The organism is Thioalkalivibrio sp. AKL10 (assembly GCF_000381845.1).
Lineage (GTDB): Bacteria > Pseudomonadota > Gammaproteobacteria > Ectothiorhodospirales > Ectothiorhodospiraceae > Thioalkalivibrio > Thioalkalivibrio versutus.
Genome location: NZ_KB907146.1, coordinates 81,752 through 108,441, shown reverse-complemented (window position 1 = coordinate 108,441; position 26,690 = coordinate 81,752). Strand labels below are relative to the sequence as shown.

The window sequence follows — 26,690 nt, the reverse complement described above, 5'->3', positions numbered from 1 at the left end:
CGGATGCGTTTCGACGTCATCTCGCTGTTTCCGGAGCTGGTCGCAGCGGTTGGCGAATCCGGAGTGACCGGGCGGGCCGTGGAGCGCGGTCAGCTGGAACTGAGATACTGGAATCCGCGTGCCTGGGGCGCCGGTGTTCACCAGGCAGTGGACGACCGGCCATATGGCGGGGGTCCCGGCATGGTGATGCAATACGCGCCGCTGGCGTCCGCGCTGAATGCGGCGCGGGCGGATGCCGAAGCCACGCCGTACGTGATCGCACTGACCCCGCAGGGGCAGCCGATCCGGCAGGCGATGCTGCGTGAACTGGCCGGGCGGCCGCGGGTCGCCTTGGTCTGCGGGCGCTACGAGGGTATCGACGAGCGCTTTATCGAGGCGCAGGTCGACGCGGAGTGGTCGCTGGGCGACTTCGTGCTCTCGGGCGGCGAACTTGCGGCGATGGCGGTGATCGATGGCTGTGCCCGCCTGCTACCCGGGGTTCTGGGGCATGCGGATTCCGCCGAGCAGGACTCGTTCAGTGCGGGGCTTCTGGATTGCCCGCACTACACGCGCCCGGAGACGGTCGCCGGGCGTACCGTGCCGCCGGTCCTGAAGGGGGGCGATCATGGCGCGATCCGGCGCTGGCGCCGCCGCGAGGCACTGGGCAGGACCTGGGCCCGGCGGCCGGACCTGCTGGCCCGGCTGGAACTCGGGGCCGAAGATGCGGCCCTGTTGGACGAATACCGTGCGAGTGGCCATACCGGCGGCTCGCGCACCGAAAGCGATGATTGAGGTCGAGCAATGAATAACGTCATTCAGGAACTGGAAGCCGAGCAGATGAAGTCGGATGTGCCCGCCTTCGGGCCCGGCGATACCTTGGTGGTGCAGGTCAAGGTTCGCGAAGGCGACCGCGAGCGTCTGCAGGCCTTTGAGGGCGCGGTGATCGCCGTGCGCAACCGCGGCCTCAACTCCGCCTTCACCCTGCGCAAGGTCTCCTACGGCAACGGCGTGGAGCGTACCTTCCAGACCCACAGCCCGCAGATCGCCGAGATCAAGGTGAAGCGCCGCGGCAAGGTGCGTCGTTCCAAGCTGTACTACCTGCGCGACCGGACCGGCAAGGCCGCCCGCATCAAGGAAGACGTCAAGGCCGCGAAGTAACGCGACCGGCCGGGGTTCGGCGCATGGCCGAACCCCGGCCACCCCTGGCGTTTCACTATTCGATGTCGGCAGGTCCGATGACCCGCAGCCAGCGCTGTCTCCTCCCCGGAGTCGCGCTGGCTTTTGTGTGGCTGGAATCCGCCGATGGCGAAGTCCTGGCCTGCGACTGGCAGGATCCGGACGACCCCGAGGACCTGGTGCCGTTGGTGGATATCCCGAGCGCGGACCTCCAGGCGCCGCGCTTTGACCCGGAACGCTACGGTCGTGACGCCACGGCCTGGCGCCCGACGTCGGCTGTACCCCCCGGCAGCGCCCATGCGCGCCGGGTGTGGGCCGCCTTGTCGGAGATCCCGGTGGGCGAGGTGCGCACTTACTCCGAGATCGCGACCCGCGTCGGTTCTGCGCCCCGTGCGGTGGGGCAGGCCTGTCGCGCCAACCCCTGGCCCTTGTTCATCCCCTGCCACCGCGTGGTGTCCTCGCGTTTTCGCACCTCCAGCGATGTCGGCGGTTACGCCGGCGATCAGGTTGGAGAGCTGGCCCAGGTGAAACGCCTGCTGCTGGTCCATGAGGGTGTTCTGGGTCGCGATTGACCCTCGGGCGGTTTGTTCGCAGCTCTCCGCTCCCTCCCCGTACTCGCACCTGCGTTGGGTGCTTTTCTCTTTCTAGCCCGCTATTCCGTGGAGGCTGCGTTAGCCCGCCGTGCTCGGGCTGGCCATGGTTCTCGGATATTCGCACGCGACATCAGGGGTTTGTCGCTCAGGGCGCGCCTGAACTGCGCCCGAAAAAAATCTGGAAAGGGGGGAATAATAAAGGGGAAACCATCGTCTGCCCCTCGGTGTTGATCCCCAAGAACCGTTGCAAAACAGCCTTTTAGCAAACGCTAATATAGTCTTTTGTGTTGACAGCGCGGACTCGGGTTCAGCACTCTGCTACACAGGTCCGGGCCAGATCAGTCCCGGGCTCAATCGAAAAAAAACCCGTGTGATGGAGGTTTCCATGTTCAAGAAAGCATTGCTTGCGTTGCCCGTAGCAATGGCTGTTGGGGCTGCGGCTCAGGCCGGCGAATGGCAAGACCCCAATGATGTCCTGCAGAACCTGCTGCAGAACAACCCCGATTCCGCCTACCTGCATCAGAGTGAAATGAACATCATGATGATGCCGGACAACCCGGCCCTGTGGCTGGTCGAGGAAGGCGAGGACCTGTTCTACGCCCAGCGCGGCCCGAACAACGTCTCCCTGGAAGGCTGCGACTTCGGCAAGGGGCCGGGCGAGCTGGACGGCGCCTATGTCGAGCTGCCGCGCTACTTCGAAGACACCGGCAAGGTGATGGACTTCGAAATGCGCCTGGTGCACTGCATGAAGGAGCTGCAGGGCTTTACCAGCGATGATGCCGCCGTCGGCCAGCGTCACGGCAACGGCTCCGACATCATGAAGCTGACCACCTACATTGCCCACCAGTCCTCCGGTATGGCGTGGAATCCGCCGCTGGATCACCCGGAAGAGCAGGCCATGCGCGATGCGGGCGAAAAGCTGTTCTTCCGCCGCGGTGGCGCGATGGACTTCAACTGCGCCAGCTGCCATGGCGATTCCGGCAAGCAGATCCGTGCCTCCGTGCTGCCCGAGATGCGCAATGGGCAGGAATGGACGAAGGCTGTTTCCTGGCCCGCCCACCGCGCCGGTCACGACAACGTGCGTAGCCAGAACCACCGTATCCGTGGTTGCGTGTGGCAGATGCGCCACGCTGGTATCAAGCACGATACCCCGGTCAACACCGCCCTGATCTCGTTCTGGAACGATGCGGCGCGTGGCGAACCGGCCATCCTGCCCGACCTGAAGCGGTAATCTACGGACGCAATAGGAGACACCAAGTATGTTTAAAAAGAATGCTGTTGCGGCCGGCATGGCCGCGTTCGCATCCGTCGCCCTCGCCGCTGGTTGCGCCGTTGCCGATGGAAGCAAGGGTTCGGATGTCGACATCACCGCGATGAGCGCTGACGAGCTGGCCGAGCATCTCATCTTCGAAACGGACAGCTTCCGTGACCAGGAGATGCAGGAAGGCGGTTCCTGGCGTGATCGCATGACCCAGGACGAGCTGCAGAAGGCCTGCTCCATGGAAGGCGATCCGGATGGCGAAACCGCCGGCCGCGTCGTGGCCATGGCGCGTGCCGGCTACGAGCGTCCGGAAGGCGGCGTGGAGCTGGGTGACTGGCGCAAGGGTGCCGAACTGGCGAACTCCGGTTATGGCTACCGCCAGGGTCACAACACGGACAACCACAGTCAGCGTGAGGCGGGCGGCAACTGCTACAACTGCCACGTGTTCGACCCGCGGGTTTCCGAGCAGGGGACCATCGGCCCGAGCCTGCAGAACTACGGTGCCAACCGTGGTACCAGCGAAGCGGTGCTGAATTACGTGCACGAGGTGATTTCCAATCCTCACCAGTACTTCCCGTGCACCGAGATGCCGCGGTTCAACTCCGACCGTCACCAGCTCCTGAGCGACGAGCAGATTAGCCATATCATGGCTTACCTGCTGGATCCGGAGTCGCCGGTCAACAACCAGTAAGCCACACGCTGGTTCTAGGGCAGCCTTCCGGGGCTGCCCTTTTTTGAACCACCGCGGGAGGGCTCGCGGTGGTTTTTCCTGACGGACCCGCGCATGGGTCTATCTACTTTGCGGCCATGGGCCGTTGATCCGGGACCTGTTCTCCATCGGGCCTGGAGGCAGCCGGGCCTACGCCTGGAAGACGCCGGCACGATGATCGGCAAGAAGCGGCAATAGCCGACGCAAGAGGAGACATCAGGGATGCTTAGGAACAAGACAGTTGGGGCGGGCTTGGCCGTTCTGGCGTCCACGGTGCTGATCGCGGGTTGCGATGGCTGGATGGGCGAAACCAGTGGCGAGGTCGACATTACGGCGATGAGCGCCGACGAATTGGCAGATTACCTCGTGCTGGAAACGGACAGTTATCGTTTCGAGCAGGAGGCGCAGGAAGGTGGGTCGGCCCGTGATCGCATGGTGCAGGATGGCATTCAGGCCGCCTGTTCGATCGAGGGCGATCCGGATTCCGGGACCGCAGGCGAGGTGATCGCCATGGCCCGCGAAAGCTACGAGGCGCCGCCGGGTGGTCCGCGCCTGGGCAACTGGCGCCGTGGCGCCGAGTTGGCGCGCTCCGGGTATGGCTACCGTATCGGTCATCGAAACGATGACCATGGTACCCGCGAGGCAGGCGGTAACTGTTACGCCTGCCATCAGATGGATCCGGCCGAGGAGCTTTACGGCACCCTGGGCCCGAGCCTGGCCGGTTACGGGGCCACCCGCGGTAATGACAGTTCGGTGGTGAATTACGTGCACCAGGTGGTGTCCAACCCCCACCAGTACTTCCCGTGCACCAAGATGCCGCGGTTCGGACGCAACAACTTCCTCAGCGAGGAACAGATTGCACACGTCATGGCGTATCTTCTGGATCCGGACTCGCCGGTCAACCAGTAAGCCGTTCACACGGTCGAGGGCGGTCCTTCCGGGCTGCCCTTCTTGAGCCACCGCGGGTACCCTCGCGGTGGCTTTTTGTTTGAGGGACGCATGCTCAGCTACCAACATGACTACCACGCCGGCAATTTTGCCGACGTCCACAAGCACCTGGTCCTGTGGCAGGTTCTGGAATCGCTGCGTGGGCGCGAGAAACCCTTCGTGGCCGTGGACCTGCACGCCGGCGCCGGGGGCTACGACCTGACCAGCGCGCGGGCACGCAAGACCGACGAGGCCACCTCCGGTATCGCACGCCTGTGGTCTGCGGATCCGGTCTGGCCATCCGCGGGACGCACGTTCTTGCAGACGCTGCGGGGGATGCAGCCGAAGCCCCCGCGCCTTACGGAATATCCGGGGTCCCCGTTGCTGATTCAGGCGCGGTTGCGCGAACGCGATCGCCTGATCGCGTGCGAACTCCATCCGGAGGCCTATGATCGGCTGCAGACGCGCCTCGCCGGCGATTCACGCTGCCATGTGCACAAGCGTGACGCGCGCGAGGCCGCGCGAGCGCTGTTTCCGCCGGAGCCACGCCGCGGTCTGGTCCTGCTGGACCCGTCCTACGAGCGCAAGTCGGAGTATCGCGAGGTGGCGGAGATGGTGGCGACCATCCGTCGGCGCTGGAACACCGGGATCATCCTGGTCTGGTACCCCATTCTCGCAGGCCGGCCGGATCACCCGATGCGCGAACAGTTACGCGCCGAGCTGGACGATCCCTGGCTGGTCAGCGAGTTGCGTATCGCTGCCGACCCGGAGCGCCACCTCGGGCTGGCGGGCTCCGGGATGCTCGTGCTGCGTCCGCCGTGGCAGCTGGAGGAGCAGCTTCCGGAGCTGCTCGCGCCGGTCTGGGCACTGCTGGATCCGGAAGGAGCGGGCGGACTTTACCAGGCCGCGGTCCTTGAAAACGGGACAGGCGACCCTACCTTACGACGTGTCGAGAACAATCAAGGGACACGCACGCCATGACCGAAACCCAGACCGAACCCAGCACCGAAACTCGCCGCTTCGAGACCGAGGTCAGCCAGCTTCTGCAGCTGATGATCCACTCGCTTTATTCCAATCGCGAGATCTTCCTGCGTGAGTTGATCTCCAACGGCGCCGATGCCTGTGACAAGCTGCGTTTCGAGGCCCTGGCCCAGCCGGACGCGATCCCGCAGCCGGCGGAGCTGGTGATTGACGTCGAGGTGGACGCGGAGGCGCGGACCGTTACGGTGCGCGACAACGGCATCGGCATGTCACGTGACGAGGTGGTCGAACATATCGGCACCATCGCACGCTCGGGTACCAAGGCGTTTCTAGAGAAGCTGACTGGCGACCAGAAAAAGGATTCTCAGCTGATTGGTCAGTTCGGGGTGGGTTTCTACTCGTCGTTCATCGTCGCCGACCACGTGCGCCTGGAGACGCGCCGCGCCGGCAGCGAACAGGATGCGGGTACCCGCTGGGAGTCGCGTGGCGATGGTGAATACACCATTGCCCCATGCGAGCGCACCGAGGCCGGGACCGAGATCACCCTGACCCTGAAGGAAGACGCTGGCGAGTTTCTCGAGCCCGTGCGTCTGCGCCACATTATCGGGCGCTACTCGGACCATGTGGCGTTCCCGATCCGCATGCGCAAGCAGGACGAGGAGGGCAACTCTACCGACGACTGGGAGACCGTGAACCGTGCCAGCGCGCTGTGGACCCGCTCGAAGAGCGAGATCAGCGACGAGGAATACCGGGAGTTCTACAAGCACGTCGCGCACGACTTCGAGGATCCGGCCGCCTGGACCCACAACCACGTGGAGGGCCGGCAGGAATACACCACGCTGTTCTACATCCCGAAGCGCGCGCCGTTCGACCTTTGGGATCGCGATGCCCGCCACGGTGTAAAGCTCTACGTGAAGCGGGTGTTCATCATGGACGACGCGGACAAGCTGCTGCCCAACTACCTGCGTTTCGTGCGCGGGGTGGTGGACTCGGCGGACCTGCCGCTGAACGTCTCGCGCGAGATCCTGCAGGACAACCGCCTGGTGGACTCGATCCGCTCCGGTTCGGTGAAGAAGATCCTGGGGCTGCTGGAAAGCATCGCCAAGAACGAGCCCGAGGCGTACGCCGAGATCTGGCAGAACTTCGGGCGGGTGCTGAAGGAGGGCCCGGGCGAGGATTTCGCCAACCTGGAGGCGATCGCCAAGTTGCTGCGCTTTGCCAGCACCCATAACAGCGACGACACCCAGAACGTCGCGCTGGCGGATTACCTCGAGCGCATGAAGGAGGGCCAGGAGGCGATCTACCTGATCACTGCCGACAATGCCTCCGCCGCGCGCAACAGCCCGCACCTGGAGATCTTCCGCAAGCACGGGATCGAGGTCCTGTTGCTGTCGGACCGGGTCGACGAGTGGCTGCTGTCCCACCTGCGCGAGTTCGACGGCAAGCCCATCAAGAATGTTGCCAAGGGTGACCTGGACCTGGACAAGATCATCGGCGAGGACGTCGAGCAGAAGGACGAGACCGGCGAACAAGCCGCGGAGGGCGACCTGGGCGATCTGCCGGAACGACTGCAGCAGGCCCTGGGCGACCGCGTGGAGAGCGTGCGGCCCTCGCGGCGGTTGGTGGAGTCCCCGGCCTGTATCGTGCTCGGCGAGCACGAGATGGCCCTGTACCTGCAGGAACTGCTCAAGCAGGCCGGCCAGGAGACCTTCTCCGGCAAACCGGTGCTGGAGGTCAACCCGGGCCATCCGCTGGTCGCACGCCTCAAGGCCGCGGAAGGCGACGAGTTCAACGACCTGGCCTCCTTGCTGTTCGAGCAGTCCCTGCTGGCCGAGGGCGGGCAGCTGGAGGACCCGAGCGGCTTCGTCGCCCGGTTGAACCGACTGCTGTTGCAGAAGGCCGCCTGACCCGGCGGACACCCACCCGCCGGAAACCGCGTGTCCGGCGGGTGGACCTGACGTGGAGCGATATTCCGCGTTACCCTTAAAAGTTCATGTATTAAGAGGGCAAAGCCCATGCAAGTCGCGCAGAACGCCGTGGTGGCCATCCACTACACCCTGACCAACGATGCTGGCGAGAAGATCGACAGCTCCGAAGGCCGCGAGCCGCTGGCCTACCTGCACGGACAAGGCCAGATTGTCCCGGGCCTGGAAAAGGAGCTGGAAGGCAAGGCCGCCGGTGACAAGGTCCAGGCGAAGGTCTCCCCGGAAGAAGGCTATGGCGAGAAGATCGACGCCATGGTTCAGGAGATCCCAATGGAGGCCTTCCAGGGCGTCGAATCCGTCGAGCCGGGGATGCAGTTCCAGGCGCAGACCGAGAACGGCCCGCTGACGGTCACCGTGACCAAGGTCGAGGGCGACACCGCCACGGTCGATGGCAACCATCCGCTGGCCGGCGAGACCCTGAACTTCGACGTCGAGATTGTCGAAGTCCGCGAGGCCTCGGCCGAAGAGCTGGAGCACGGCCACGCCCACGGCGAGGGCGGTCACCAGCACTGATCGCGCCTGGCCGGCGATACCGCCGGCCTAGCCGCCGTTTTCGACCCGCCCCGGTGCCGCCGGGGCGGGTTTTATCGTTTTGGACCCGAGGAAAGTTGACCCGGGCTGCTGCGTATCGATCCGGAGCGAATGGCGCTATATGCGACTGGTATTGCAAACCATTCGCATTAAGGGTAGGGTGCGCTCTGTTCGTGGGCAGTGACTTGGCAATCCGCCGGCCAGCCGCGATAGTCGGATTCCGGGAGATGCGTGACCCATACGCGCCGATGTGCGAGCGGGTTAGCTTCTCTTCGGTCAAGGCGTCTATACATTCGTGTCCTGCGGCGAGCTAGCTCATCCATGACCCACCGTTTTTCCATATCCCCTTCCGGCAGTCGTCGTGCGTTGGCGCTGGGCGTGGCCGTGAGCTTCGCGCTGCACGGCGGGATACTGGGCTCGCTATGGGTGATGCGTGATGCCGCACCGGAGTTGGCTGGCACCCGGGGCGGGGGCATGGAGGCACACTGGGTCGAACTGGACGCAGTGTTGCCTGACCCGACCGGGCAAGAAACGGCGGTCGTTGAACCCGACGCCGTGACCGGGACACTTGAGGAACCGGAACCGGAACCGGAACCGGAACCGGAACCGGAACCGGAACCGGAACCGGAACCAGAGCCGGAACCAGAGCCGGAACCAGAGCCGGAACCAGAGCCGGAACCAGAGCCGGAACCAGAGCCGGAACCAGAGCCGGAACCAGAGCCGGAGCCGGAGCCGGAGCCGGAGCCAGAGCCGGAGCCGGAGCCAGAGCCAGAGCCAGAGCCAGAGCCAGAGCCAGAGCCAGAACCGGAGCCAGAACCGGAGCCAGAACCGGAGCCAGAACCGGAGCCAGAACCGAGTCGTTCGGGCGCGTCCGGGCCGGCCGAAGACCAGGAGCCGGCGACGGAGGCGGCCCCCGGTGGTCCGGTGGGCCAAGAGGACGAGCCCTTCGAGGAGCCGGGGTTCGGGGCGGAGTACCTGAATAACCCGCCGCCGGACTATCCGCGAATCTCGTTGCGCCGAGGGGAGGAGGGTACCGTCCTGCTGCGAGTCCGGGTCTCCGCGCAGGGGCAGCCGCTGGACTGGTCGGTGGAGGAGAGCAGCGGCCACCGGCGCCTGGACGATGCCGCCGAGGCGGCGATCGAGCATTGGGAGTTCGAGCCTGCCCGCCGTGGGGGACGCGCGGTGGAGGGCGTGGTGCTCGTACCGATGGATTTTTCGATTCGATGACAAGGCCGGCGCATGAGGCGCTGCGCAGCCGGGGATGATTGCATGAACGAGTTCGATGTCTTCTACGTGTTTCGCCATGGTGACCCGGTGCTGGTCGCGGTCTTCGCGATCCTGCTGCTGATGTCCGTGGCGACCTGGGCGATTGCCGCGAGCAAGCTGCTGACGCTGATTGGCGTGCGTCGCGACAACCGCGCCGCGTTGGCGGCCTTCGATGCCAGCCAGACGGCGCCGGCCTTCCACGATGCGATCCACGACCAGCGCGGCCCGCTGGCGGTGATCGGTCAGGAGGCGTTTGCCGCGTTCGACGACTACCGCGGGGTGCGTGATGGGTCGGACAAGGCCGAGCAGCGCCTGGACGACCACGTGGTGCGCCGGATTCGCCAGGCGATGGACCGGCAGCTGCTGCGCATGCAGGCCGGCAATATCGTGTTCGCCTCGGTCGGGGCGCTGGCGCCCTTTGTCGGACTCCTCGGTACCGTCTGGGGTATCCATGGCGCCCTGATCGACATCTCACAGGAGTCGTCGGTGTCCATGGATCTGGTGGCGGGCCCGCTCGGCGAGGCCCTGGTGGCGACCGCCGCCGGCCTGGCCGCGGCGATCCCGGCGGTGGCCTTCTTCAACATCTTCAATCGCTCCCAGCGCCTGTTGCATCAGGACTTCGAGGCCTTTGCACACGATGTGCATGCGCTGCTGATGCACTCTGACCTGAAGCCCGGCAATGCTCGCGAGGCGCGTGACCGTCGCACCGATCCGCATGCACTGCCGGACGACGGCCTGCACCAGGAGGGCTAAGCCATGGCCTTCGGACGCATGGGCGACACCAGCGAACCAATGTCGGACATGAACGTGATCCCGCTGGTGGACGTGATGCTGGTGCTGCTGGTGATCTTCATCATCACTGCACCGGTGATTACCCACTCGGTGGACCTGGATCTTCCTCAGGCCACCAGCGAGCCGGTGGACGAGCTGCCGGACAGCGTGACGCTGTCCCTGGACGGAAGCGGCGACCTGTACTGGAACAACGAGTCGGTCTCGCTGGAGCGTCTCCCGGCGCGCCTGCGCGAGGCGCTGGAGACACAACCAGACATCGCGATCTATCTGCGCGCGGATCGTGACACGCGTTACGAACGCCTGGCCCGGGTGATGGCCGAGGTGCGCCAGTCCGGGGTGAGCCGCATGGCCTTCGTCTCCGAACCGGAGGGGGAACAATGAATTCCGGAACGCATCCACCCGGCAAGCCGGCTGTCCGCCAGGATCCGGGTCCGCGCGAGATTGCCAGCGAACAGCTGCTGGGCCCCGCGCGGAAGATCCGCATCTGCCACCGCGGCGAGTGGTACACCCTGCGCCGGACCGCCAACGACAAGCTGATCCTGACCAAGTAAACCCCGTGAAACACCGGCCGCGGTCCACACCGTGGCACCTGCCAGCCAGGGGAGCCTCTCCCTCAGCCAGCCTCCAATCCGCCACCGATCCGCGGCGCCCCGGCGTCCGTGTCGGTGTTGATGCTGGCCAACTCAAGGGAGACAACCATGGCTCGAAACCATCTGGCAAGCCGCCGAATCGCACGACCCGCCGACCACTCGCGCAACTCCGGGGTATGGAGGCGACGTGCCGTCGTACTCGCAATTGCCGGGGCCGTGGGGATTCCCGCGCTGCATGCCGACGAGGCCGCCCCGACAGCCGGCTCCGGAACCGAGGCCTGGCTGGCGCCGGTGCAAATCCTCGGAGACGTGACCGCGACGCAGCGGCTGCCCGGCTCGGCGGCCGTGGTGGGTCGCGAACAGCTGGAAACCGAAGGGACCACGGACATCCACCAGGCGCTCAAGACCGTGCCCGGCGTGTATGTGCAGGAGGAAGACGGGGCGGGTCTGCGCCCCAATATCGGGATCCGTGCGGCGCCTCCGGGCCGCAGCAGCAAGGTGACCCTGATGGAGGACAACGTGCTGATTGCCCCGGCACCGTATTCCAACCCGGCGGCCTATTATTTCCCGACCACGATGCGGATCAACGAGATCGAAGTGCTCAAGGGGGCCCCGCTGTTGCGCCACGGGCCGCAGACCACCGGGGGTGTGATCAATCTGGTATCCACGCCCATCCCCCGGGAACGCGAAGGTTCCATCGAGACGGTGGTGAACGATCGGGGCGGCACCGACGTGCACGCGATGTTCGGGGATCGCTCCGGTGACTGGAGCTACATGGTCGAGACCGTCCAGCGCAACGGGGCCGGCTTCAAGGATATCGATCGCAGCCACCGCGATACCGGCTACGACATCCAGGACTATGTCGGCAAGCTGCGCTGGGATGGCGAGCGCCAGAGCATCGAGGCCAAGGTCCAGTACTCGGAGGAAACGTCCAACGAGACCTATCTTGGCCTGACCGACGCGGATTTCGCGCGTGATCCCAACCGGCGCTATGGCCTGTCCGAGATCGATCAGATGGAGAACGACCACCTCGGTCTGAGCGTCACGCATGACATCGACTGGTCCGAGCGCGTGCGCATGACCACCACGTTGTACCGCAACGAATTCGCCCGAAACTGGTTCAAGCTGGGCGGAGGTGGCGCATTCATTGACGACGCCAATCGGGGCGATGCGAGCGCGCAACGAATCCTCCGGGGCGAGGACGATGTGGCGGGACTGACTTACCGCAACAACAACCGCGAATATGTCTCCGAGGGCATCCAGACCGAACTGGGCATGGACTTCGGGGACCACTGGCTGCGCGTGGGTGCCCGCTACCACCAGGACGAGATGGATCGCTTCCAGCCGGACGACATCTACGATCAGGTGAACGGTTCCCTCGTCTATCAGGAGACCATCCAGCCGACGGGCAGCAACAACCGGTTCGAGGATGCGCAGGCCTGGAGCTTCTGGCTCGCCGACGAGTGGTACGTCAGTGACCGGCTGACCGCCAACCTGCTGCTGCGCTACGAGGATGTCGAGACCTCGCGGACCCAGTATGCCGACACGCAGCGTAACGTCGTGGATTCGCGGCGCTCCAATTCGAGCAGCGTCTGGCTGCCCGGGGCCTCGCTCACCTACGACTTCACGGATCGCTGGCAACTGCTGGCGGGGGTTCACCGTGGGTTTGCTCCCCTGGGGGGCGGTGCGACCGAAGACCAGGACCCGGAAACCAGCACGAACTGGGAACTGGGCGCCCGGTATCAGGGCGACCATGCGTTTGTCGAGGCGATTGGTTTCTACAGCGATTTCTCCGACTTCGTGCAGAACTGCTCGGTGGCGACGCCCTGCTCGGACGGTTCCACCTCCGGGACCTTCACGACCGGGGAGGCGGTCATCTCCGGACTGGAGCTGCGGGCTTCCACGGGGATGGACCTGGGATCCTTCCACGCGCCCCTGGAGGCCAGCTACACCTACACCAGCGCCAAGGCCAGCGCGGACAACCCGGCCTCGGGGCAGCAAGAGGGCGATCGCTTGCAGGGGGTCCCGCGCCACCAGTTCAGCCTTCGAGGGGGCCTCGAGCACGCGAGTGGCTGGAACCACTACGCGGTCGTGAAGTACATCGACGCGACCTGCAACAGCGATGGCTGTAACCGGAGCACGGGCGCATTCGACCGCACCGAGTCGCTGACCACGATCGACCTGGTGAGCCAGTATCCCCTGGGCAGGAACACCGACCTCTATGCCCGGGTGAGCAATGTGCTGGATGAGCAACAAATCATCTCCCGCTCCCCGGACGGTGCCCGGCCCAACGAACCGCGTACGTTCTCGGTCGGGTTGACGCATCGGTTCTGAGCCGGTGTCTCTTGCATCGAAGACCGCACCTTCCTCGGGTGCGGTCTTCTTGTATGGGAAACCGGAATCGGCAGCCCGTCACATTCTGGAGGGCGGGTTTCCGGCAAGACGGATCGTATGTTGGGCTTCCCGGTCGAACGCCCCGAGTGTCCCCGGTTCGACGGGTAACTGTCGGGTACTGGGGGCGAAGCGAGAAAGGACCCTTACGGTAAAGGAGAACACCATGTGGAAATCGCGACTGACGATCCTGATGCTTGCCCTGATGATGGCGCTGGGCAGTGCCACCCTCGCGGGGTGTGACAATCAGGGCCCGGCGGAAGAGGCCGGCGAGAACATCGATGACGCCATGGACGATGCGGGCGATTCGATGGAGGATGCCGGCGACGAGATGGAAGACACCTTCAGCAACTGATTTCCTGCCCTGCAGTACGTGAAAGCCCCGGCACGCGCAGCGTGTCGGGGCTTTTTTGTGGCGGACCAGCGCCAGCTGGTCGCCTGGGTGACGGATCCGGGGCAGGATCAGAGGCGGTCGTCACCCTCGGGTTCCAGGGAGCCGCCCTGCTCGTCCATGCCGTCATCCATCGGGGGCTGCTGCATGTCGCCTTCCGGCGGCTGCTGTTGCTGCATGCCGTCTTGGGGCGGCGGGGCGCTCTGCATGCCACCTTCACCGGTCTCGGGCTGTTCCTGCATCTGTTGCTCTTCGAACTCGTCCATGCCCATGTCGCTGTCGGAGCAGCCCATCAGGAAGACGAGGGGTGCGATGGCCATGGCGGCCAGGATCTTGGTGGAATGTTTCATGGAAACTCCTGTGTATCCGGGGTGAATGTGAACGGAAAAATGACGTTCAATCCAGTTGACCGGAATACCCCCTCATATGTTGCGAGAAGTTCATCACACTCCACCGTTTCGGTGAGGCGATCGTGGCGCTCATCACGTATCCCCGTGCGGTTTGTCGACGCATCACGAACCCGCCGCTACAGTGATGCCCAGGCAATTCACGGACCGTAGTGATGGCGCAATCCTCCCAACCCGACCCCCTCCTCGATCAGGCCCGCTCGGCCTGGGCCCGGGGCGAACATGACGCTGCGATGACCCTTTGGCGCCAGGGTGCCGAGGCGGGTGATCCGCAGTGCGCGTTTAATCTTGGCGTGCTGCTGGACGAGGGGCAGTACCTGCCCCGGGATCCGCTCGAGGCCGCGCAGTGGTACCAGCGCTCAGCCGAGGCCGGCTTCCCGGATGCGGCCTTCAACCTGGCGGTGCTGTTCGAGCAGGGTGATGGGCCGGAGGCGAATCCCAACGAGGCCGCGCGCTGGTTCCATATTGCCGCCGAGCGCGGGAACGCCCAGGCCATGTTCAATCTGGGGCTCAAGTTCGACGAGGGCCGGGGCCTGCCGCAGGACCCGGAACAGGCGGCACAGTGGTACCTGCTGGCGGCCGAGGCCGGTGAGGGGCGTGGTGCGGCCAATCTCGCGCGTCTGTTCGCGATGGGCGAGGGCGTGGAGCGTTCCGACGTGTCGGCGTTCAAGTGGTATGCGATCGCGGCGGAGATGGGGGTTGCGAGCGCCGCGCGGCACCGCGAGCGGGTCGCTCGCGAGCTGAGCCCGGAGCAGCGCCTGCATGCCGGTGAGCGTGCGCAGGAGTGGTTGCAGGGCCATTCGTCGCCCCGTCTGCAATAGCGGGTCGGGCGCTTGCGCTGGGGTGCCCCTGAGACTGAGAAAGGGGCAAGGCGTTGCGGTTGGCGTTGGGCTAGATCACTACGTTCAGTTCGCGGCGCGGCTCTTCGGCCGGGCCGGCCAGGCTGACCGCGAGTTCCACGCGACGGCGCAGGGCCTCGACACCACCACCGCTCAGCGGGCCGCCGTCCGCCGGCATGGCCTCGGCGGAATCATTGCCGCTGCGGAACGCCTCGATCTGGGCCGCCACGCGGGCGCGGGAGGCCATCTCCTGGTCCGATCGCGGGAAGGCCAGTCCCTGATCCTGTTCGGTATCACCGCGCCGGTTGTCGTCCTGTTCCGGGCGGTCTTCGAACGGCCGGCGGGCCGCGCCGGCCTCCGGATCGTTCAGCGGGCGTTCGAAATCCGCCGGGGTGGAGAGTTGGCCCAGGCCCAGCCGGTCGCTTCCGGTCGGGCGTGTGCCGATCGGTATTGCAGCTGAGGGGTTGGAGACTGGGACTTCCATCGTGTGACTCGTCGAGCCCCCTGATCGTTACGTGGCCTTGTCGCCTGGATTCAGGCGCGCACATCCAGCAGTGAGCCGATCATTCGATCTTCGGCCTGCAGGGTCTTCACCGAGGCCTCGATCTGATTCTGGCTGGCGATCATGCCGACCTGGGCGCCCATGCCCTCGCGACTGCCCGCATTCTCGGTGGCCACCGTATGTGCCTGCTGGCGCATGCTGGTCATGCCCTTCTGAATGCCCGCGAGGGAGGTGCTGCCGTCGATCATCGTTTCGAACTCGTTATGGTTTTCGGTTGCAACCCTACGACCGAATTATAGATCAATTAGTTGCACTTCACCGGAAGCCTATCCAGGAAGGCGTCAGGAGGTGCCGAGCAAGCCTTGCAGGCGGGCTTGAACAGCCTCGCGGGCGCCGGCCTGCCGTGCCTGCCATGCAGCCAGATGCTCGCGGCGAGCCTGCCGATCAATCCCTTCCGCCAGACGGGCAAGCACCTCTTCGGCCACCTGTTCGGGGTCCTCGCCGCGGGCGACCAGGCCGGTGTGTTCGGCCGCGATGCGCAGCCGGGTGGCGGCGTCCGGATGGCGCTCGTGCTGCGCCGGGCCGCAGATCACCGCGCTGCCACAGGCCAGTGGCAGCCCCAGGTCCGGAGGGGTCTCGCTGGCGGCCAGGGTGCCACCCGGCAGGGTCACGTCGGCGCAGGTGTAGGCGGCGTGCAGGGTCTCCGGGTCCTCGATGTAGTAGACCCGGTTCTTGCGCGGCACGAAGGACGTCATGAAGCGGTTGTGGCGGATGATCGGCAGGGAGTACTTGATCGCGTCGCGATAGACCGGCTCGTGGCGTGCCGGGTCGGCCGGGGCCAGCAGCAGGATGGCGGCGCTCTTGCGCAGGACCGCGAACAACACGGCGAAGGCGAAGGCCTCCTCGCCCGGGCCAGTATTGGGCGCCAGCAGGATCGGGTGACCCTTCTCGTGGTACTCGCGAAAACGCTCGCAGAACCCGTCATCTCCGGATGGCGCGGGCGGCAGTTCCACCGCGCCGGCGATCGGATCGCCGATCACCTCGACCGGGCCGGAGGGGGTAGCGGCCTCGCGTGCAGCGAAGACCGCATTCCATTCGACGCCTGCCGCGCCGTCACCCTCGGCATTGATCCAGATGCGTGGCACGTGGACCGCGCCGAGGGTGGGCCCCAGGTCCAGATCGCCAGCGTGCAGGGGGCCGATGACCAGGATGGCGCGCGGTTGGAGGCGCGCCAGACGTGTGGCGGCCAGTTCGGGGCGCATCGCCAGGGCCGGGAGGCCGTCGATCAGGTCCTCGGCCTCGCGGTCCTGGCCACAGTCGGTGACGCCGAGGGCGATGGGGCCGACGGACCCGGCCAGCTCCTGCAGCCAGTCGGCGGCGGTCTCCAGAGTGGCCCGCGGGGCCAGGACCAGGATGCGCCCGCTGCTTTCGCCGGGGACGGAGCGGGCGGTGATCCAGGCAGACAAACGTGCGAACATGGTGGGCTGTTATCCGGTCGTCGGGCGAGCGCCGCATTATACGAGGCGCCGCACAGCGCCCGCCACGGGCGGGCTACATGTTGTCTCTAGGGGAATCGCGGAATGGGCATACGCTGGATCATCGGGCTGGTGGTGATGGGGGTCATCCTGGCCCTGGCCATGTGGGTCTATTCCAACCCGGGCGGGATGCGCAGCCAGCAGTTCTCCGACCTGCCCTGGCAGATCGAGGTGGGGGACCGTCAGCGCACGCGGGTGCTGGGGGTCGTTCTGGGCGAGACCACCATGGCCGATTTGATGCACCGCCTGCCGGTGCCGGATATCCGACTGTTCGTGGACGCGGACGGCTCGCGTTCGCTGGAGGCCTATTACGTGAATGCGCGCATCCCGCCGTTCGAGGCCAATCTGATCCTGCGCCCGGATCTGGACGAGGCCGCGCTGGACCGGATTCAGTCCGAAGTCACCTCCGAGCGCCCGATGCCCAGTGGCGCCCGGCGCTACGGGCTGAGCGACAATGCCCTGACCTCGCTGGGCAATGTGCCGATCGTCGAGATGAGCTACATCCCCCGCGCGCAATGGACCGAGGACCTGATCACCCAGCGCTTCGGCGAGCCCCGCGAGCGGATGCGCATCGCCTCCGATCACAGCTACTGGCTCTACCCCGAGGAGGGGTTGGTTATCCTGGTCCCGCGGCGCGGCCGCGTGCTGATGCATTACGTCACCCAGGACCGCTGGGGGCAGACGGTGGAGCGCCTGCGCGACGAGGGGCGGCGCCGTCTGGGCGAGGATCACGGGGATCATGAGTGAGTCGAACCCGACGGATGACCGCCCGTTCTGGGAGCGCCCGCTCGAGAGCCTGACCCATGCCGAGTGGGAGGCCCTGTGCGATGGCTGCGGGCGCTGCTGCCTGCACAAGCTGGAAGACGAGGACTCGGGCGAGCTCGCCTTCACCTGGCTGGCCTGCGATCTGCTCGACTGCGAGACCGGCTACTGCTCCGACTACGCGAACCGCCGCGACTTCGTGCCGGACTGCATCCAGCTGACCCGGAAGGACCTGCCGCACTATCACTGGCTGCCACCGACCTGCGCCTACCGGCTGCGCTTCGAGGGCCACCCTCTGCCAGCCTGGCATCCCCTGCTGAGCGGCGATCCGGAGACGGTCCGCCGCGCCCGCGTTTCAGTGGCCGGGCGCGTGATCCGCGAGCAGGACGCCCCGGACCTGCCACTGATCGACTACGTCGTGGACTGGCCCGGCGAGGTGCCCGAGTCCGCGCGCCTGTGGCGCCCGGTGGTCCGCCTGCCGCGGGAGTAGCCATGCCGGCGGTGGTGGACCTGTTCGTCTACGGGACGCTCAAGCGCGGTTTTGCCAACCACCGTGCATTCTGCGAGCGGGCCCTCCGGATCCGCCCCGCGTCGATCGAAGGCACGATCTTTGACCTGCCGGTGGGCTACCCGGCCGTACAGATCCCCGGTGACAGCATCCTGCTGGAGGCGGGCCCCGATCCCGTGCGTGATGCAGGCCGCCAGCGGCTCGTCCGGAACCCGGTGCCACCCGGGCGGGCCGGGGATGCCTGCGGCCGCGTCCTGGGCGAATGGATCCGCCTGCCCGACCCGGCCTGCACCCTGCCGCCAGTGGACGCCCTCGAAGGCCTGCGCCGCGACGGCCGTGGGGAATATCGCCGCGCGCTGGTTCCCGCCTGGACGGAGGAGGGACCCCGGGCCCTCTGGGTGTACTGGATGCCGCAATTGCCGCCCGATGCGCGCTACCTGCCGGATGGGGCCTGGCCGGCGCGGTCCTGATCCGGGCGGCGCGTTCATTGTGGTCCCGGGACGCCGGCGGCCCGCTCCGAAAGCGGTAGGATGCGATGAGCGCAGCGAATCGCATCGGGTGGCCCATGGGGTGAGTGCCACGTCTTGAACGATGCGATTCGCTGCGCTCATCGCATCCTGCGGTTTCCCTGGTATTCGTGGTTCCGGGGAGGCGCTAGCCGGCGGAGGCGAGGAGTTCGCGGGCGTGGGTGCGGGTGGTCTCGGTGAGCTGGGTGCCGCCGATCAGGCGGGCCAGGGCCTCCACGCGGCGTTCGTCGTCCAGCGGCTGGATCGCGGTGCGGGTGCCGTCCTTGGCGTGGCTCTTTTGTACCTCCAGCTGGTGGTGCGCCTGGGCGGCGACCTGGGCCAGGTGGGTCACGCACAGGACCTGATGGCGCTCGCCCAGGCTGCGCAGCTTGCGCCCGACCACCTCGGCGACGGCGCCACTGATGCCGCTGTCGACCTCGTCGAAGATCAGCGTGGGCACTGTCTGCTGCTCGCTGGCCAGTACCTGTAGCGCCAGCCCGATGCGCGAGAGCTCGCCGCCGGAAGCGACCTTGGCCATCGGCTGCGGCGCAGCACCGGGGTTCGCGGCCACGCGGAATTCAATGTGGTCCACGCCGTGGGCCTGCGGCTTGTCGGCGGGCTCGACCCCGATCTCGAAGTGGCCGCCAGCCATGCCCAGTTCCTGCATGGTCTCGGTGACCGACTGGCCGATGCGGCTGGCGGCCTTCCGGCGGGCCTGAGTGAGTTTCGTGGCAGCGGCATCGAAGGCCTCGCGGGTCTGTTGTTCGCGGGCCTCCAGGGCCTCGACGGTCTGATCGCCGTTTTCCAGGGCATCCAGTTCCGTTTGCAGTTCATCGAACAGGCCCGGCAGGGCCTCGGGGTCGATCCGGTGCTTGCGCGCCAGGCGCAGGTATTCGCTGACGCGAGTATCCAGCTCGGCGAGGCGTTCCGGGTCCAGCTCGATGCCGTCGGCCAGGCGGCGCAGGTGGTCGCCGGCCTCGTCGATCTGGATGCGGGCGGATTCCAGCAGCTCCACCGCCGGACTGACCCGTTCGTCGTGTTGCGCGGCGTCCTGCAGGGCGTGCAGGACCTGGCCCAGCTGCGTGTCCAGCCCGCTGTCCTCCTCGATCTGCTGGCTGGCGGTCTGCAGGGCGGTGAGTACCTCGGTGCCGTGGGCGAGCTGGTTTTGTTCGGTCAGCAGTCGGGGGTATTCGTCCTGTACCGGGGCCAGCTCGGCCAGCTCTCCGCTCTGGAAGCGCAGCAGGTCGAGGCGGTCGGAGGTGTCGGCCTGGGCCTCGCGTGCCTGGTCCAGGGCGCTCGCCGCAGCGCGCCAGGCGCGGTGGGCCTCGCGGACATCGCCCGTCGGGTTGCCGTCGAGGAAGCCGTCCAGCCAGTGGCGCTGGGTATCGCGCTGCAAGAGCTGCTGATGCGCGTGCTGGCCGTGGATGTCCACCAGCCATTCGCCCAGGGTGCGCAGCTGACCCACCGCGACCGGCCGCCCGTTGATCCAGGCGCGGCTCTTCCCCTGGCGGGTCAGCACGCGGCGCAACAGGACGTTTTCGTCGTCCGCCTCGGCCAGGTCCTGTTCGGCCAGCCAGGCGCTGGCCGGGCCCTTGGCGGGCAGGGCGAACTCGGCCGACAGATCGGCCTGTTCGGCACCCTCGCGCACCATGCCGGCGTCGGCGCGGTCGCCCAGCAGTTGGCCGATCACGTCGATCAGGATGGACTTGCCGGCCCCGGTCTCGCCGGTCAGGGCGCTCAGGCCGGTGTCCAGCTCCAGTTCCAGCCGGTCGATGATCGCGAAGTCGCGGATGCTGATCAGATGCAACATGGGATCAGGGCTGCTCGCCCCAGCGCAGCTTGGTGCGGAGCACGCGCAGGAAGTGGTGTTCGCGGGGGTGGATCAGGGTCAGGGCCTGTTCGCGGCGATGGATGCGCAGCAGGTCGCCGGGGGCGAAGTCCACGTTCTCCTGGCCATCCAGTGCGACCTGGGCTGGCGAGCGGCTGCCGCTGGACAGGCGGATCTCGATGGTGGAGCGGCCGCTGACGACCAGCGGGCGGTGATTCAGGCTGTGCGGGCAGACCGGCACCAGCACCATCGCGTCCAGCTGCGGGGTCAGGATCGGCCCTCCGGCGGACAGCGCGTAGGCGGTGGACCCGGTGGGGGTCGCGATCACCAGGCCGTCGGCCCGCAGGCGTCCGACGTCCATGCCGTCGATCGCGGTGTCGAATTCGATAATGCGCACCACGCTCAGCACGTGGAGGACGACGTCATTCAGGGCGATCCCGCGGTGGATGGTGACGCCGTCGCGGATCAGCTCGGCCTCGAGCATGGCCCGGGGTTCGCGCTCGAAGGCGCCATCCAGGACCTCGCCCAGTTCCTCCGGGGCGGTGTCGGGGGAGACATCCACCAGGAAGCCGAGCCGGCCGAGGTTGATCCCCAGCAGCGGGGTGTCGGCATCCGCGGTGACGCGGGCCGTGGCCAGCAGTGTCCCGTCGCCGCCGATCACGATGAGAAGGTCTACCGCGTGGGCCAGCTCGTCCAGCGGCAGGAGCCCGACGCTGTCCGGCCGCTCGAAGCCGTCGATCTCCTGTTCCATGAAGACCTGGCGGCCGCGCTCCTGCAGCAGACCCACCAGGGTCGCGACCAGGGGCGCGGTACGCGAGTCGCTGGACTTGCCGACCAGTCCGACCTTGTTGAAGTCTGGCATCATGCCGGCATTATCCGGAAAAGGGACCGCGACTGCACCCGGGGTTTCTTGACCTGATTCCTGCACGATCCAAGACTGAACCCTTTAAGCACTCGACCGAGTGGAGCGCTGACGATCCATGGAAAACGCAACGATCAATCTGGACGCCAGGGCCCGCACCCTGTTGCGGACCCTGATCGAGAGCTATATCCGGGATGGCCAGCCCGTCGGTTCGCGCACCTTGGCCCGGACCTCTGGCCTCAGTGTGAGCGCCGCCACCGTGCGCAACGTGATGGCGGATCTCGAGGATATGGGGCTGATCCATTCGCCGCATACCTCGGCCGGGCGCATACCGACCCCGGCCGGCTACCGGCTGTTCGTCGACAGCCTGCTGGAGGTGCGCAATCCCTCGCCGGAGGATATCCGTGCGATCCAGTCGGGGTTCGATCCGACTGCCAGCACCCAGGACCTGATGGACGCCACCAGCAACCTGCTGTCGCGGGTCACGCGCATGGCCGGGATGGTGCGCCTGCCGCGGCATCGCAACGTGGCGCTCAGTCAGATCGAGTTCCTGCGCCTGGGCGAGGGCCGCATCCTTGCGATCCTGGTGATCGACGGCAAGGAGGTGCAGAACCGGGTGCTGGAACTGGACCGTGACTTCAGCCAGGACGAACTGCAGCGCATGGCGAACTACCTGAATGCCCATCTGGCCGGCAAGAGCCTGCATGCGGTGCGCGCCGAGCTGTTACGCGAGATGCGTGACGTGCGCGACGACCTGGACGCAATGATGCTGGCGGCGATCGACCTGGGCGAGAAGGCGGTGGGCGACGAGGACCCGGACGACGTGGTCGTGGCTGGCCAGACCCACCTGCTCGGCTACGAGGAGCTGGCGGACATGGCCCGCCTGCGCCAGTTGCTGGAGGCCTTCAACGAGAAGCAGGAAATCCTCGGCATCCTCGACCAGTGCATCCGCGGCGACCGGGTGCAGATCTTCATCGGCCGCGAATCGGGGCTCGACTGGTTCGAGAACTGTTCGGTGGTGACTGCGCCCTACAGTGTCGACGGCGAGGTGGTGGGCGTGCTCGGGGTGATCGGTCCCACGCGGATGTCCTACGACCGGGTGATCCCGATCGTGGACGTGACGGCCCGCCTGCTGGGCTCGGCGCTGGGCGATCACCCGGTGGATGATTCGAAGTAGCGGGCCCTTGAAACCGGGGGGAATGCCCCCAGCATCCAGATAGACAACCCAATCCACCCTGTCCGCCGGTGATCGGCGCGGCGGGCGATTTTGTTTTTCATTGATTTGCGAGGCCAGCATGTCCGAACAGCGGGAATCCCAGGAACAGCCGGAAGAACTCGAGACCCGGAACGACGAGGCCCCCGAGGCCGAGGGTGGCACGGATGATCGGCTGCAGGAGCTCGAGGCCCTGGCCGAAGAGCGCCGCGACCAGGCCCTGCGGGCCCAGGCCGAGCTGGAGAACCAGCGCCGCCGCTTCGAGCGCGAGCTGGAGAACGCGCACAAGTACGCAATGGAGAAGTTCGCTGCCGAAATGCTGGAGGTGGGCGACTCGCTGGAACTGGGGCTGCAGGCGGCGCGCGAGTCCAAGGATGTCGAGCGCATCATCGAGGGCGCCGAGCTGACCCTGAAGAACCTGACCCGGGTGTTCGAGAAGTTCGGCATCCAGTCCGAGGACCCGACCGGCCAGCGCTTCGATCCGGAGCGTCACCAGGCGATGTCCATGCAGGAAGACCCGGAGAACCCGCCGAACACCGTGGTGGCCACCATGCAGAAGGGGTACCGGTTGCAGGACCGCGTGCTGCGCCCGGCGATGGTGGTGGTCTCCAAGGCGCCGACCTCGCCGAACATCGACGAAAGCGCCTGACACCGTCTTTTCGGGCCGGTTTTCGGGGTATCGGACACGCTGCCCCTTGAAAACCCGGCCCGGGGCCCCAGATTCCCGTACAAGTTGGCAGAGAAACACGCTCTGCAGCGCAAAATTTTTCGCATCAGGAGATTTCAGTCATGGGCAAGATCATTGGTATTGACCTCGGGACCACCAACTCCTGCGTCGCCGTAATGGAAGGCGACCAGGCCAAGGTCATCGAGAACGCGGAAGGCACCCGCACCACCCCGTCCATCGTCGCGTTCAGTGACGACGGCGAGGTGCTGGTTGGCCAGTCCGCGAAGCGCCAGGCGGTCACCAACCCCCAGAACACCGTGTTCGCTTCCAAGCGCCTGATCGGTCGCAAGTTCCAGGAAGACGAGGTCCAGAAGGACATCAAGCTTGTTTCCTACAACATCGTGAAAGCCGACAACGGTGATGCCTGGATCGAGGTGCAGGGCAAGAAGATGGCCCCGCCGGAGATCTCCGCGCGCGTGCTGCAGAAGATGAAGAAGACCGCCGAGGACTATCTCGGCGAAGAGGTTACCGAGGCGGTCATCACCGTCCCGGCGTACTTCAACGACTCCCAGCGTCAGGCGACCAAGGACGCCGGCAAGATCGCCGGGCTCGAGGTCAAGCGCATCATCAACGAGCCGACCGCGGCCGCGCTCGCCTATGGCATGGACAAGCAGCGCGGGGATCGCAAGATCGCCGTGTACGACCTGGGTGGCGGTACCTTCGACGTCTCGATCATCGAGATCGCCGAGGTGGATGGCGAGCACCAGTTCGAGGTGCTGGCGACCAACGGCGACACCTTCCTCGGTGGCGAGGACTTCGACAACCGTCTGATCGACTACCTGGTCGACGAGTTCAAGAAGGACCAGGGCATCGATATCAAGGGCGATCCGCTGGCGATGCAGCGCGTGAAGGAGGCCGCCGAGAAGGCCAAGATCGAGCTGTCCTCCAGCCAGCAGACCGAGGTGAACCTGCCGTACATCACCGCCGACAACACCGGGCCCAAGCACCTGGCGCTGAAGATTACCCGCGCCAAGCTGGAGAGCCTGGTCGATGACCTGGTCAAGCGCTCCATCGAGCCGTGCAAGGTCGCGCTGAAGGATGCCGGCCTGTCCGCCTCCGAGGTGGACGACGTGATCCTGGTCGGTGGCCAGACCCGCATGCCCAAGGTGCAGGAAGCGGTGCAGGCGTTCTTCGGCAAGGAGCCGCGCAAGGACGTGAACCCGGACGAGGCCGTTGCGGTCGGTGCCGCGGTGCAGGCCGGCGTGCTGGGTGGCGACGTCAAGGACGTGCTGCTGCTGGACGTGACCCCGCTGTCGCTCGGGATCGAGACGATGGGTGGCGTGATGACCAAGCTGATCGAGAAGAACACCACGATCCCGACCCGGGCCAATCAGGTGTTCTCCACCGCCGAGGACAACCAGACGGCGGTGACCGTGCACGTGCTGCAGGGTGAGCGCGACATGGCCAGCGCCAACAAGTCGCTGGGTCGCTTCGACCTGCAGGACATCCCGGCCGCGCCGCGTGGTGTGCCGCAGATCGAGGTCACCTTCGACATCGACTCCAACGGCATCCTGAACGTCTCGGCCAAGGACAAGGCGACCGGCAAGGAGAACAAGATCGTCATCAAGGCCTCCTCCGGCCTGTCCGACGAGGAAGTCGAACAGATGGTCAAGGACGCCGAGGCCCACGCCGAGGACGACAAGAAGTTCCAGCAGCTGGTCCAGGCGCGCAACCAGGCTGATGGCCTGGTGCATTCGGCCGAGAAGTCCCTGAAGGATCTGGCAGACCAGGTTTCCGACGACGAGCGCACCGCGATCGAGTCGGCGGTGGCCGAGACCAAGACCGCGATGGAAGGCGACGACCCCGAGGCCATTGAGCAGGCCGCGCAGAAGCTGGCCGAGGTCTCCGGCAAGCTGGCCGAGAAGGCCTATGCCCAGGGCGCGGACGCCGCGGGCGAGGCCGGGGCCGAGCAGGCCGAGGGTGGCCAGCAGGGCGACGATGTCGTGGACGCCGAGTTCGAGGAAGTCGACGACGACCAGAAAAAGCAGGGCTGATGCCACAGCCGGCGGGACGCTATGGCGTCCCGCCGGAACTGTTTGAACGCCGCGCCCGGGGTACTCGTTACTCCGGGCGTTTGCGTGAAGGCATTCCGCGTTCGCGCGCACGAATCAGCAGGGAATGACCATGTCACAACGCGACTATTACGAGGTGCTGGGCGTCTCCAAGGACGCCTCGGCCGCCGATATCAAGAAGGCCTTTCGCCGCCTGGCGATGAAGCACCACCCCGACCGCAACCCCGGGGATGCGGAGGCCGAGGCCAAGTTCAAGGAGGCGCGCGCCGCCTATGACGTCCTCAGCGACGACCAGAAGCGCGCCGCCTACGACCGTTACGGCCATGCCGGCGTGGACGGCTCGGCCGGGGGCTTTGGCGGGGGCGCCGGGGCCTCCAACTTCAGTGACATCTTCGAGGACATCTTTGGCGATATCTTCGGAGGTGGCGGGGGCGGCCGCGGGCAGCGGGCCTATCGTGGCTCCGACCTGCAGTACAACCTGGACCTGACCCTGGAAGAGGCCGTGTTCGGCACCGAGGTGAAGGTCCGTATCCCGACCACCGTCAGCTGCGAGGCCTGTGATGGCTCGGGCGCCGAGCCGGGGACCTCGCCGGAGACCTGCCCGACCTGTAATGGGGTCGGCCAGGTGCGCATCCAGCAGGGCTTCTTCTCGGTGCAGCAGACCTGCCCGCGTTGCGAGGGCGCGGGCAAGGTCGTCTCCAGCCCCTGCAAGTCCTGCCACGGCAAGGGTCGAGTGCAGGAGCAGAACACCCTGGACGTGAAGATCCCGGCCGGGGTGGACAGCGGTGACCGCATCCGCCTGGGAGGCCAGGGCGAGGCCGGCATGAACGGCGGCCCGCCGGGTGATCTGTACGTGCAGGTGCGGGTCAAGCCGCACAAGTTGTTCCGGCGCGAGGGCTCGGATCTGCACTGCGAGGTGCCGGTGTCGTTCGCCACGGCCGCTCTGGGCGGCGATTTGGAAGTGCCGTCGCTGGATGGCCGGGTCAAGCTGAAGGTCCCCGCGGAGACCCAGACCGGCAAGCAGTTCCGGGTCGGTGGCAAGGGCGTGAAGTCCGTGCACGGCGGTGGGGTCGGTGACCTGATCTGCCGCGTGGTGGTGGAGACGCCGATCAACCTGACCAAGGAGCAGAAACAGCTCCTGCGCCAGTTCGAGGAGTCCACCCAGGCTGGCGGTACCAAGCACAGCCCGCAGGCTCACTCCTGGCTGGACGGTGTTAAGGGGTTCTTCGAGGACCTGAACTTCTGGTCCAAGTAGTCCCGCAGGGCAAGGACGATGCTTCGCACAGGCCCCGGTTTTCACCGGGGCCTGTTGCGTTGGGGGCGTGCTCAGCCCTCCATGCAGCCCCTCGCTCTGCGGACTCGATTTTCGTGCCAGACGACAGACACGGGGTTCACGGAGGAAAACGCTGTGCAGGAA

29 protein-coding genes are annotated in these 26,690 nt (G+C 66.3%); 23 read left to right on the top strand and 6 right to left on the bottom strand.

Translation table 11 applies throughout. The features are described 5' to 3' along the window. Window positions 1-3 precede the first annotated feature (3 nt). From trmD to G333_RS0113600, 15 genes are all read left to right on the top strand, one after another. Window positions 4-771, top strand: a complete 768-nt coding sequence (gene trmD / locus G333_RS0113675; RefSeq protein WP_018952206.1) for a tRNA (guanosine(37)-N1)-methyltransferase TrmD — start codon at window positions 4-6, stop codon at window positions 769-771. Window positions 772-780: 9 nt separating this feature from the next. Continuing rightward, on the top strand, window positions 781-1,137 hold the full coding sequence (gene rplS, locus G333_RS0113670) for a 50S ribosomal protein L19 (protein ID WP_018145318.1): 357 nt from the start codon (window positions 781-783) through the stop codon (window positions 1,135-1,137). 23 nt (window positions 1,138-1,160) lie between these two features. Further along, window positions 1,161-1,727: a methylated-DNA--[protein]-cysteine S-methyltransferase gene (locus tag G333_RS0113665; protein WP_026330525.1), complete on the top strand. Its 567-nt coding sequence runs from the start codon at window positions 1,161-1,163 to the stop codon at window positions 1,725-1,727. Between the two features lie 442 nt (window positions 1,728-2,169). Then, the gene (soxA, locus tag G333_RS0113660; RefSeq protein ID WP_018169171.1) at window positions 2,170-2,979 is read left to right on the top strand and encodes a sulfur oxidation c-type cytochrome SoxA; all 810 of its coding nucleotides are present in this window, start codon (window positions 2,170-2,172) and stop codon (window positions 2,977-2,979) included. A 28-nt stretch (window positions 2,980-3,007) separates the two neighbouring features. After that, the gene (soxX, locus tag G333_RS0113655; protein WP_019628699.1) at window positions 3,008-3,700 is read left to right on the top strand and encodes a sulfur oxidation c-type cytochrome SoxX; all 693 of its coding nucleotides are present in this window, start codon (window positions 3,008-3,010) and stop codon (window positions 3,698-3,700) included. 240 nt (window positions 3,701-3,940) lie between these two features. Beyond that, entirely contained in the window at window positions 3,941-4,627 is a 687-nt protein-coding gene (gene soxX, locus G333_RS0113650; protein WP_026313007.1) for a sulfur oxidation c-type cytochrome SoxX, read from the top strand. Window positions 4,628-4,717: 90 nt separating this feature from the next. Further along, window positions 4,718-5,626 carry a 23S rRNA (adenine(2030)-N(6))-methyltransferase RlmJ gene (locus G333_RS0113645; RefSeq protein ID WP_019563605.1) on the top strand — a complete coding sequence of 303 codons (909 nt, stop codon included), beginning with the start codon at window positions 4,718-4,720 and terminating at the stop codon, window positions 5,624-5,626. After that, window positions 5,623-7,533 (top strand): molecular chaperone HtpG, encoded by a 1,911-nt coding sequence (htpG, locus tag G333_RS0113640; protein ID WP_019628698.1) that lies wholly within the window; start codon window positions 5,623-5,625, stop codon window positions 7,531-7,533. Before G333_RS0113645 ends, htpG begins: the two co-directional genes overlap by 4 nt. A gap of 108 nt (window positions 7,534-7,641) precedes the next feature. Beyond that, complete coding sequence (locus G333_RS0113635; RefSeq protein ID WP_018169167.1) at window positions 7,642-8,124, top strand: peptidylprolyl isomerase; 483 nt, start codon at window positions 7,642-7,644, stop codon at window positions 8,122-8,124. A gap of 492 nt (window positions 8,125-8,616) precedes the next feature. Further along, window positions 8,617-9,369, top strand: coding sequence for an energy transducer TonB (locus tag G333_RS14990; RefSeq protein WP_369791822.1), 753 nt, complete (start codon window positions 8,617-8,619; stop codon window positions 9,367-9,369). Between the two features lie 42 nt (window positions 9,370-9,411). After that, window positions 9,412-10,161: a MotA/TolQ/ExbB proton channel family protein gene (locus G333_RS0113620; RefSeq protein WP_018169164.1), complete on the top strand. Its 750-nt coding sequence runs from the start codon at window positions 9,412-9,414 to the stop codon at window positions 10,159-10,161. A 3-nt stretch (window positions 10,162-10,164) separates the two neighbouring features. Further along, window positions 10,165-10,581 carry a biopolymer transporter ExbD gene (locus G333_RS0113615; protein ID WP_018145328.1) on the top strand — a complete coding sequence of 139 codons (417 nt, stop codon included), beginning with the start codon at window positions 10,165-10,167 and terminating at the stop codon, window positions 10,579-10,581. After that, window positions 10,578-10,751 carry a hemin uptake protein HemP gene (hemP, locus tag G333_RS14985; protein WP_019563602.1) on the top strand — a complete coding sequence of 58 codons (174 nt, stop codon included), beginning with the start codon at window positions 10,578-10,580 and terminating at the stop codon, window positions 10,749-10,751. Before G333_RS0113615 ends, hemP begins: the two co-directional genes overlap by 4 nt. 255 nt (window positions 10,752-11,006) lie before the next feature. Beyond that, on the top strand, window positions 11,007-13,124 hold the full coding sequence (locus tag G333_RS0113605) for a TonB-dependent receptor domain-containing protein (RefSeq protein ID WP_019628696.1): 2,118 nt from the start codon (window positions 11,007-11,009) through the stop codon (window positions 13,122-13,124). Window positions 13,125-13,347: 223 nt separating this feature from the next. Then, window positions 13,348-13,536, top strand: coding sequence for a hypothetical protein (locus G333_RS0113600; protein WP_018145331.1), 189 nt, complete (start codon window positions 13,348-13,350; stop codon window positions 13,534-13,536). 107 nt (window positions 13,537-13,643) lie between these two features. On the opposite strand, the gene G333_RS0113595 is transcribed toward G333_RS0113600, so the two are convergent. After that, window positions 13,644-13,922: a hypothetical protein gene (locus tag G333_RS0113595; protein ID WP_019567662.1), complete on the bottom strand. Its 279-nt coding sequence runs from the start codon at window positions 13,920-13,922 to the stop codon at window positions 13,644-13,646. A 212-nt stretch (window positions 13,923-14,134) separates the two neighbouring features. Here G333_RS0113595 and G333_RS0113590 point away from each other — a divergent pair, with 212 nt between their 5' ends. Continuing rightward, entirely contained in the window at window positions 14,135-14,800 is a 666-nt protein-coding gene (locus G333_RS0113590) for a tetratricopeptide repeat protein (protein WP_018175860.1), read from the top strand. 70 nt (window positions 14,801-14,870) lie between these two features. Here the strand turns inward: G333_RS0113590 and G333_RS0113585 are convergent, their stop codons facing one another. The 3 genes from G333_RS0113585 to G333_RS0113575 all read right to left on the bottom strand — a co-directional run bounded on the left by G333_RS0113585 (window position 14,871) and on the right by G333_RS0113575 (window position 16,798). After that, window positions 14,871-15,302 (bottom strand): hypothetical protein, encoded by a 432-nt coding sequence (locus G333_RS0113585; protein WP_018952198.1) that lies wholly within the window; start codon window positions 15,300-15,302, stop codon window positions 14,871-14,873. Window positions 15,303-15,352: 50 nt separating this feature from the next. Then, window positions 15,353-15,568, bottom strand: a complete 216-nt coding sequence (locus G333_RS0113580; protein WP_018145335.1) for a hypothetical protein — start codon at window positions 15,566-15,568, stop codon at window positions 15,353-15,355. Between the two features lie 93 nt (window positions 15,569-15,661). Further along, entirely contained in the window at window positions 15,662-16,798 is a 1,137-nt protein-coding gene (locus tag G333_RS0113575) for a hypothetical protein (RefSeq protein ID WP_019628695.1), read from the bottom strand. A gap of 102 nt (window positions 16,799-16,900) precedes the next feature. On the opposite strand from G333_RS0113575, the gene G333_RS0113570 reads away from it, so the two are divergent. The 3 genes from G333_RS0113570 to G333_RS0113560 are packed head-to-tail and all read left to right on the top strand — an operon-like array spanning window position 16,901 to window position 18,595. Then, complete coding sequence (locus tag G333_RS0113570; protein ID WP_018952196.1) at window positions 16,901-17,602, top strand: hypothetical protein; 702 nt, start codon at window positions 16,901-16,903, stop codon at window positions 17,600-17,602. Then, on the top strand, window positions 17,595-18,107 hold the full coding sequence (locus tag G333_RS0113565; protein WP_018145338.1) for a YcgN family cysteine cluster protein: 513 nt from the start codon (window positions 17,595-17,597) through the stop codon (window positions 18,105-18,107). Before G333_RS0113570 ends, G333_RS0113565 begins: the two co-directional genes overlap by 8 nt. A 2-nt stretch (window positions 18,108-18,109) precedes the next feature. Continuing rightward, window positions 18,110-18,595, top strand: coding sequence for a gamma-glutamylcyclotransferase (locus G333_RS0113560; RefSeq protein ID WP_018952195.1), 486 nt, complete (start codon window positions 18,110-18,112; stop codon window positions 18,593-18,595). A gap of 184 nt (window positions 18,596-18,779) precedes the next feature. Here G333_RS0113560 and recN read toward each other — a convergent pair whose 3' ends face one another. Together recN and G333_RS0113550 are read right to left on the bottom strand one after the other, a co-directional pair. Next, window positions 18,780-20,441 carry a DNA repair protein RecN gene (recN, locus tag G333_RS0113555; protein WP_019628694.1) on the bottom strand — a complete coding sequence of 554 codons (1,662 nt, stop codon included), beginning with the start codon at window positions 20,439-20,441 and terminating at the stop codon, window positions 18,780-18,782. Between the two features lie 4 nt (window positions 20,442-20,445). Continuing rightward, entirely contained in the window at window positions 20,446-21,324 is an 879-nt protein-coding gene (locus G333_RS0113550; protein WP_018169154.1) for an NAD(+) kinase, read from the bottom strand. A 115-nt stretch (window positions 21,325-21,439) separates the two neighbouring features. Between G333_RS0113550 and hrcA the strand changes: the two genes are divergently transcribed. From hrcA to dnaJ, 4 genes are all read left to right on the top strand, one after another. Beyond that, window positions 21,440-22,498 carry a heat-inducible transcriptional repressor HrcA gene (hrcA, locus tag G333_RS0113545; protein ID WP_018175854.1) on the top strand — a complete coding sequence of 353 codons (1,059 nt, stop codon included), beginning with the start codon at window positions 21,440-21,442 and terminating at the stop codon, window positions 22,496-22,498. A gap of 118 nt (window positions 22,499-22,616) precedes the next feature. Next, window positions 22,617-23,183 carry a nucleotide exchange factor GrpE gene (gene grpE / locus G333_RS0113540; RefSeq protein ID WP_018145343.1) on the top strand — a complete coding sequence of 189 codons (567 nt, stop codon included), beginning with the start codon at window positions 22,617-22,619 and terminating at the stop codon, window positions 23,181-23,183. A gap of 140 nt (window positions 23,184-23,323) precedes the next feature. Then, complete coding sequence (dnaK, locus tag G333_RS0113535) at window positions 23,324-25,255, top strand: molecular chaperone DnaK (protein ID WP_018937233.1); 1,932 nt, start codon at window positions 23,324-23,326, stop codon at window positions 25,253-25,255. A 124-nt stretch (window positions 25,256-25,379) separates the two neighbouring features. Then, window positions 25,380-26,528 (top strand): molecular chaperone DnaJ, encoded by a 1,149-nt coding sequence (dnaJ, locus tag G333_RS0113530; RefSeq protein WP_018145345.1) that lies wholly within the window; start codon window positions 25,380-25,382, stop codon window positions 26,526-26,528. The last annotated feature ends 162 nt before the right edge of the window (window positions 26,529-26,690 follow it).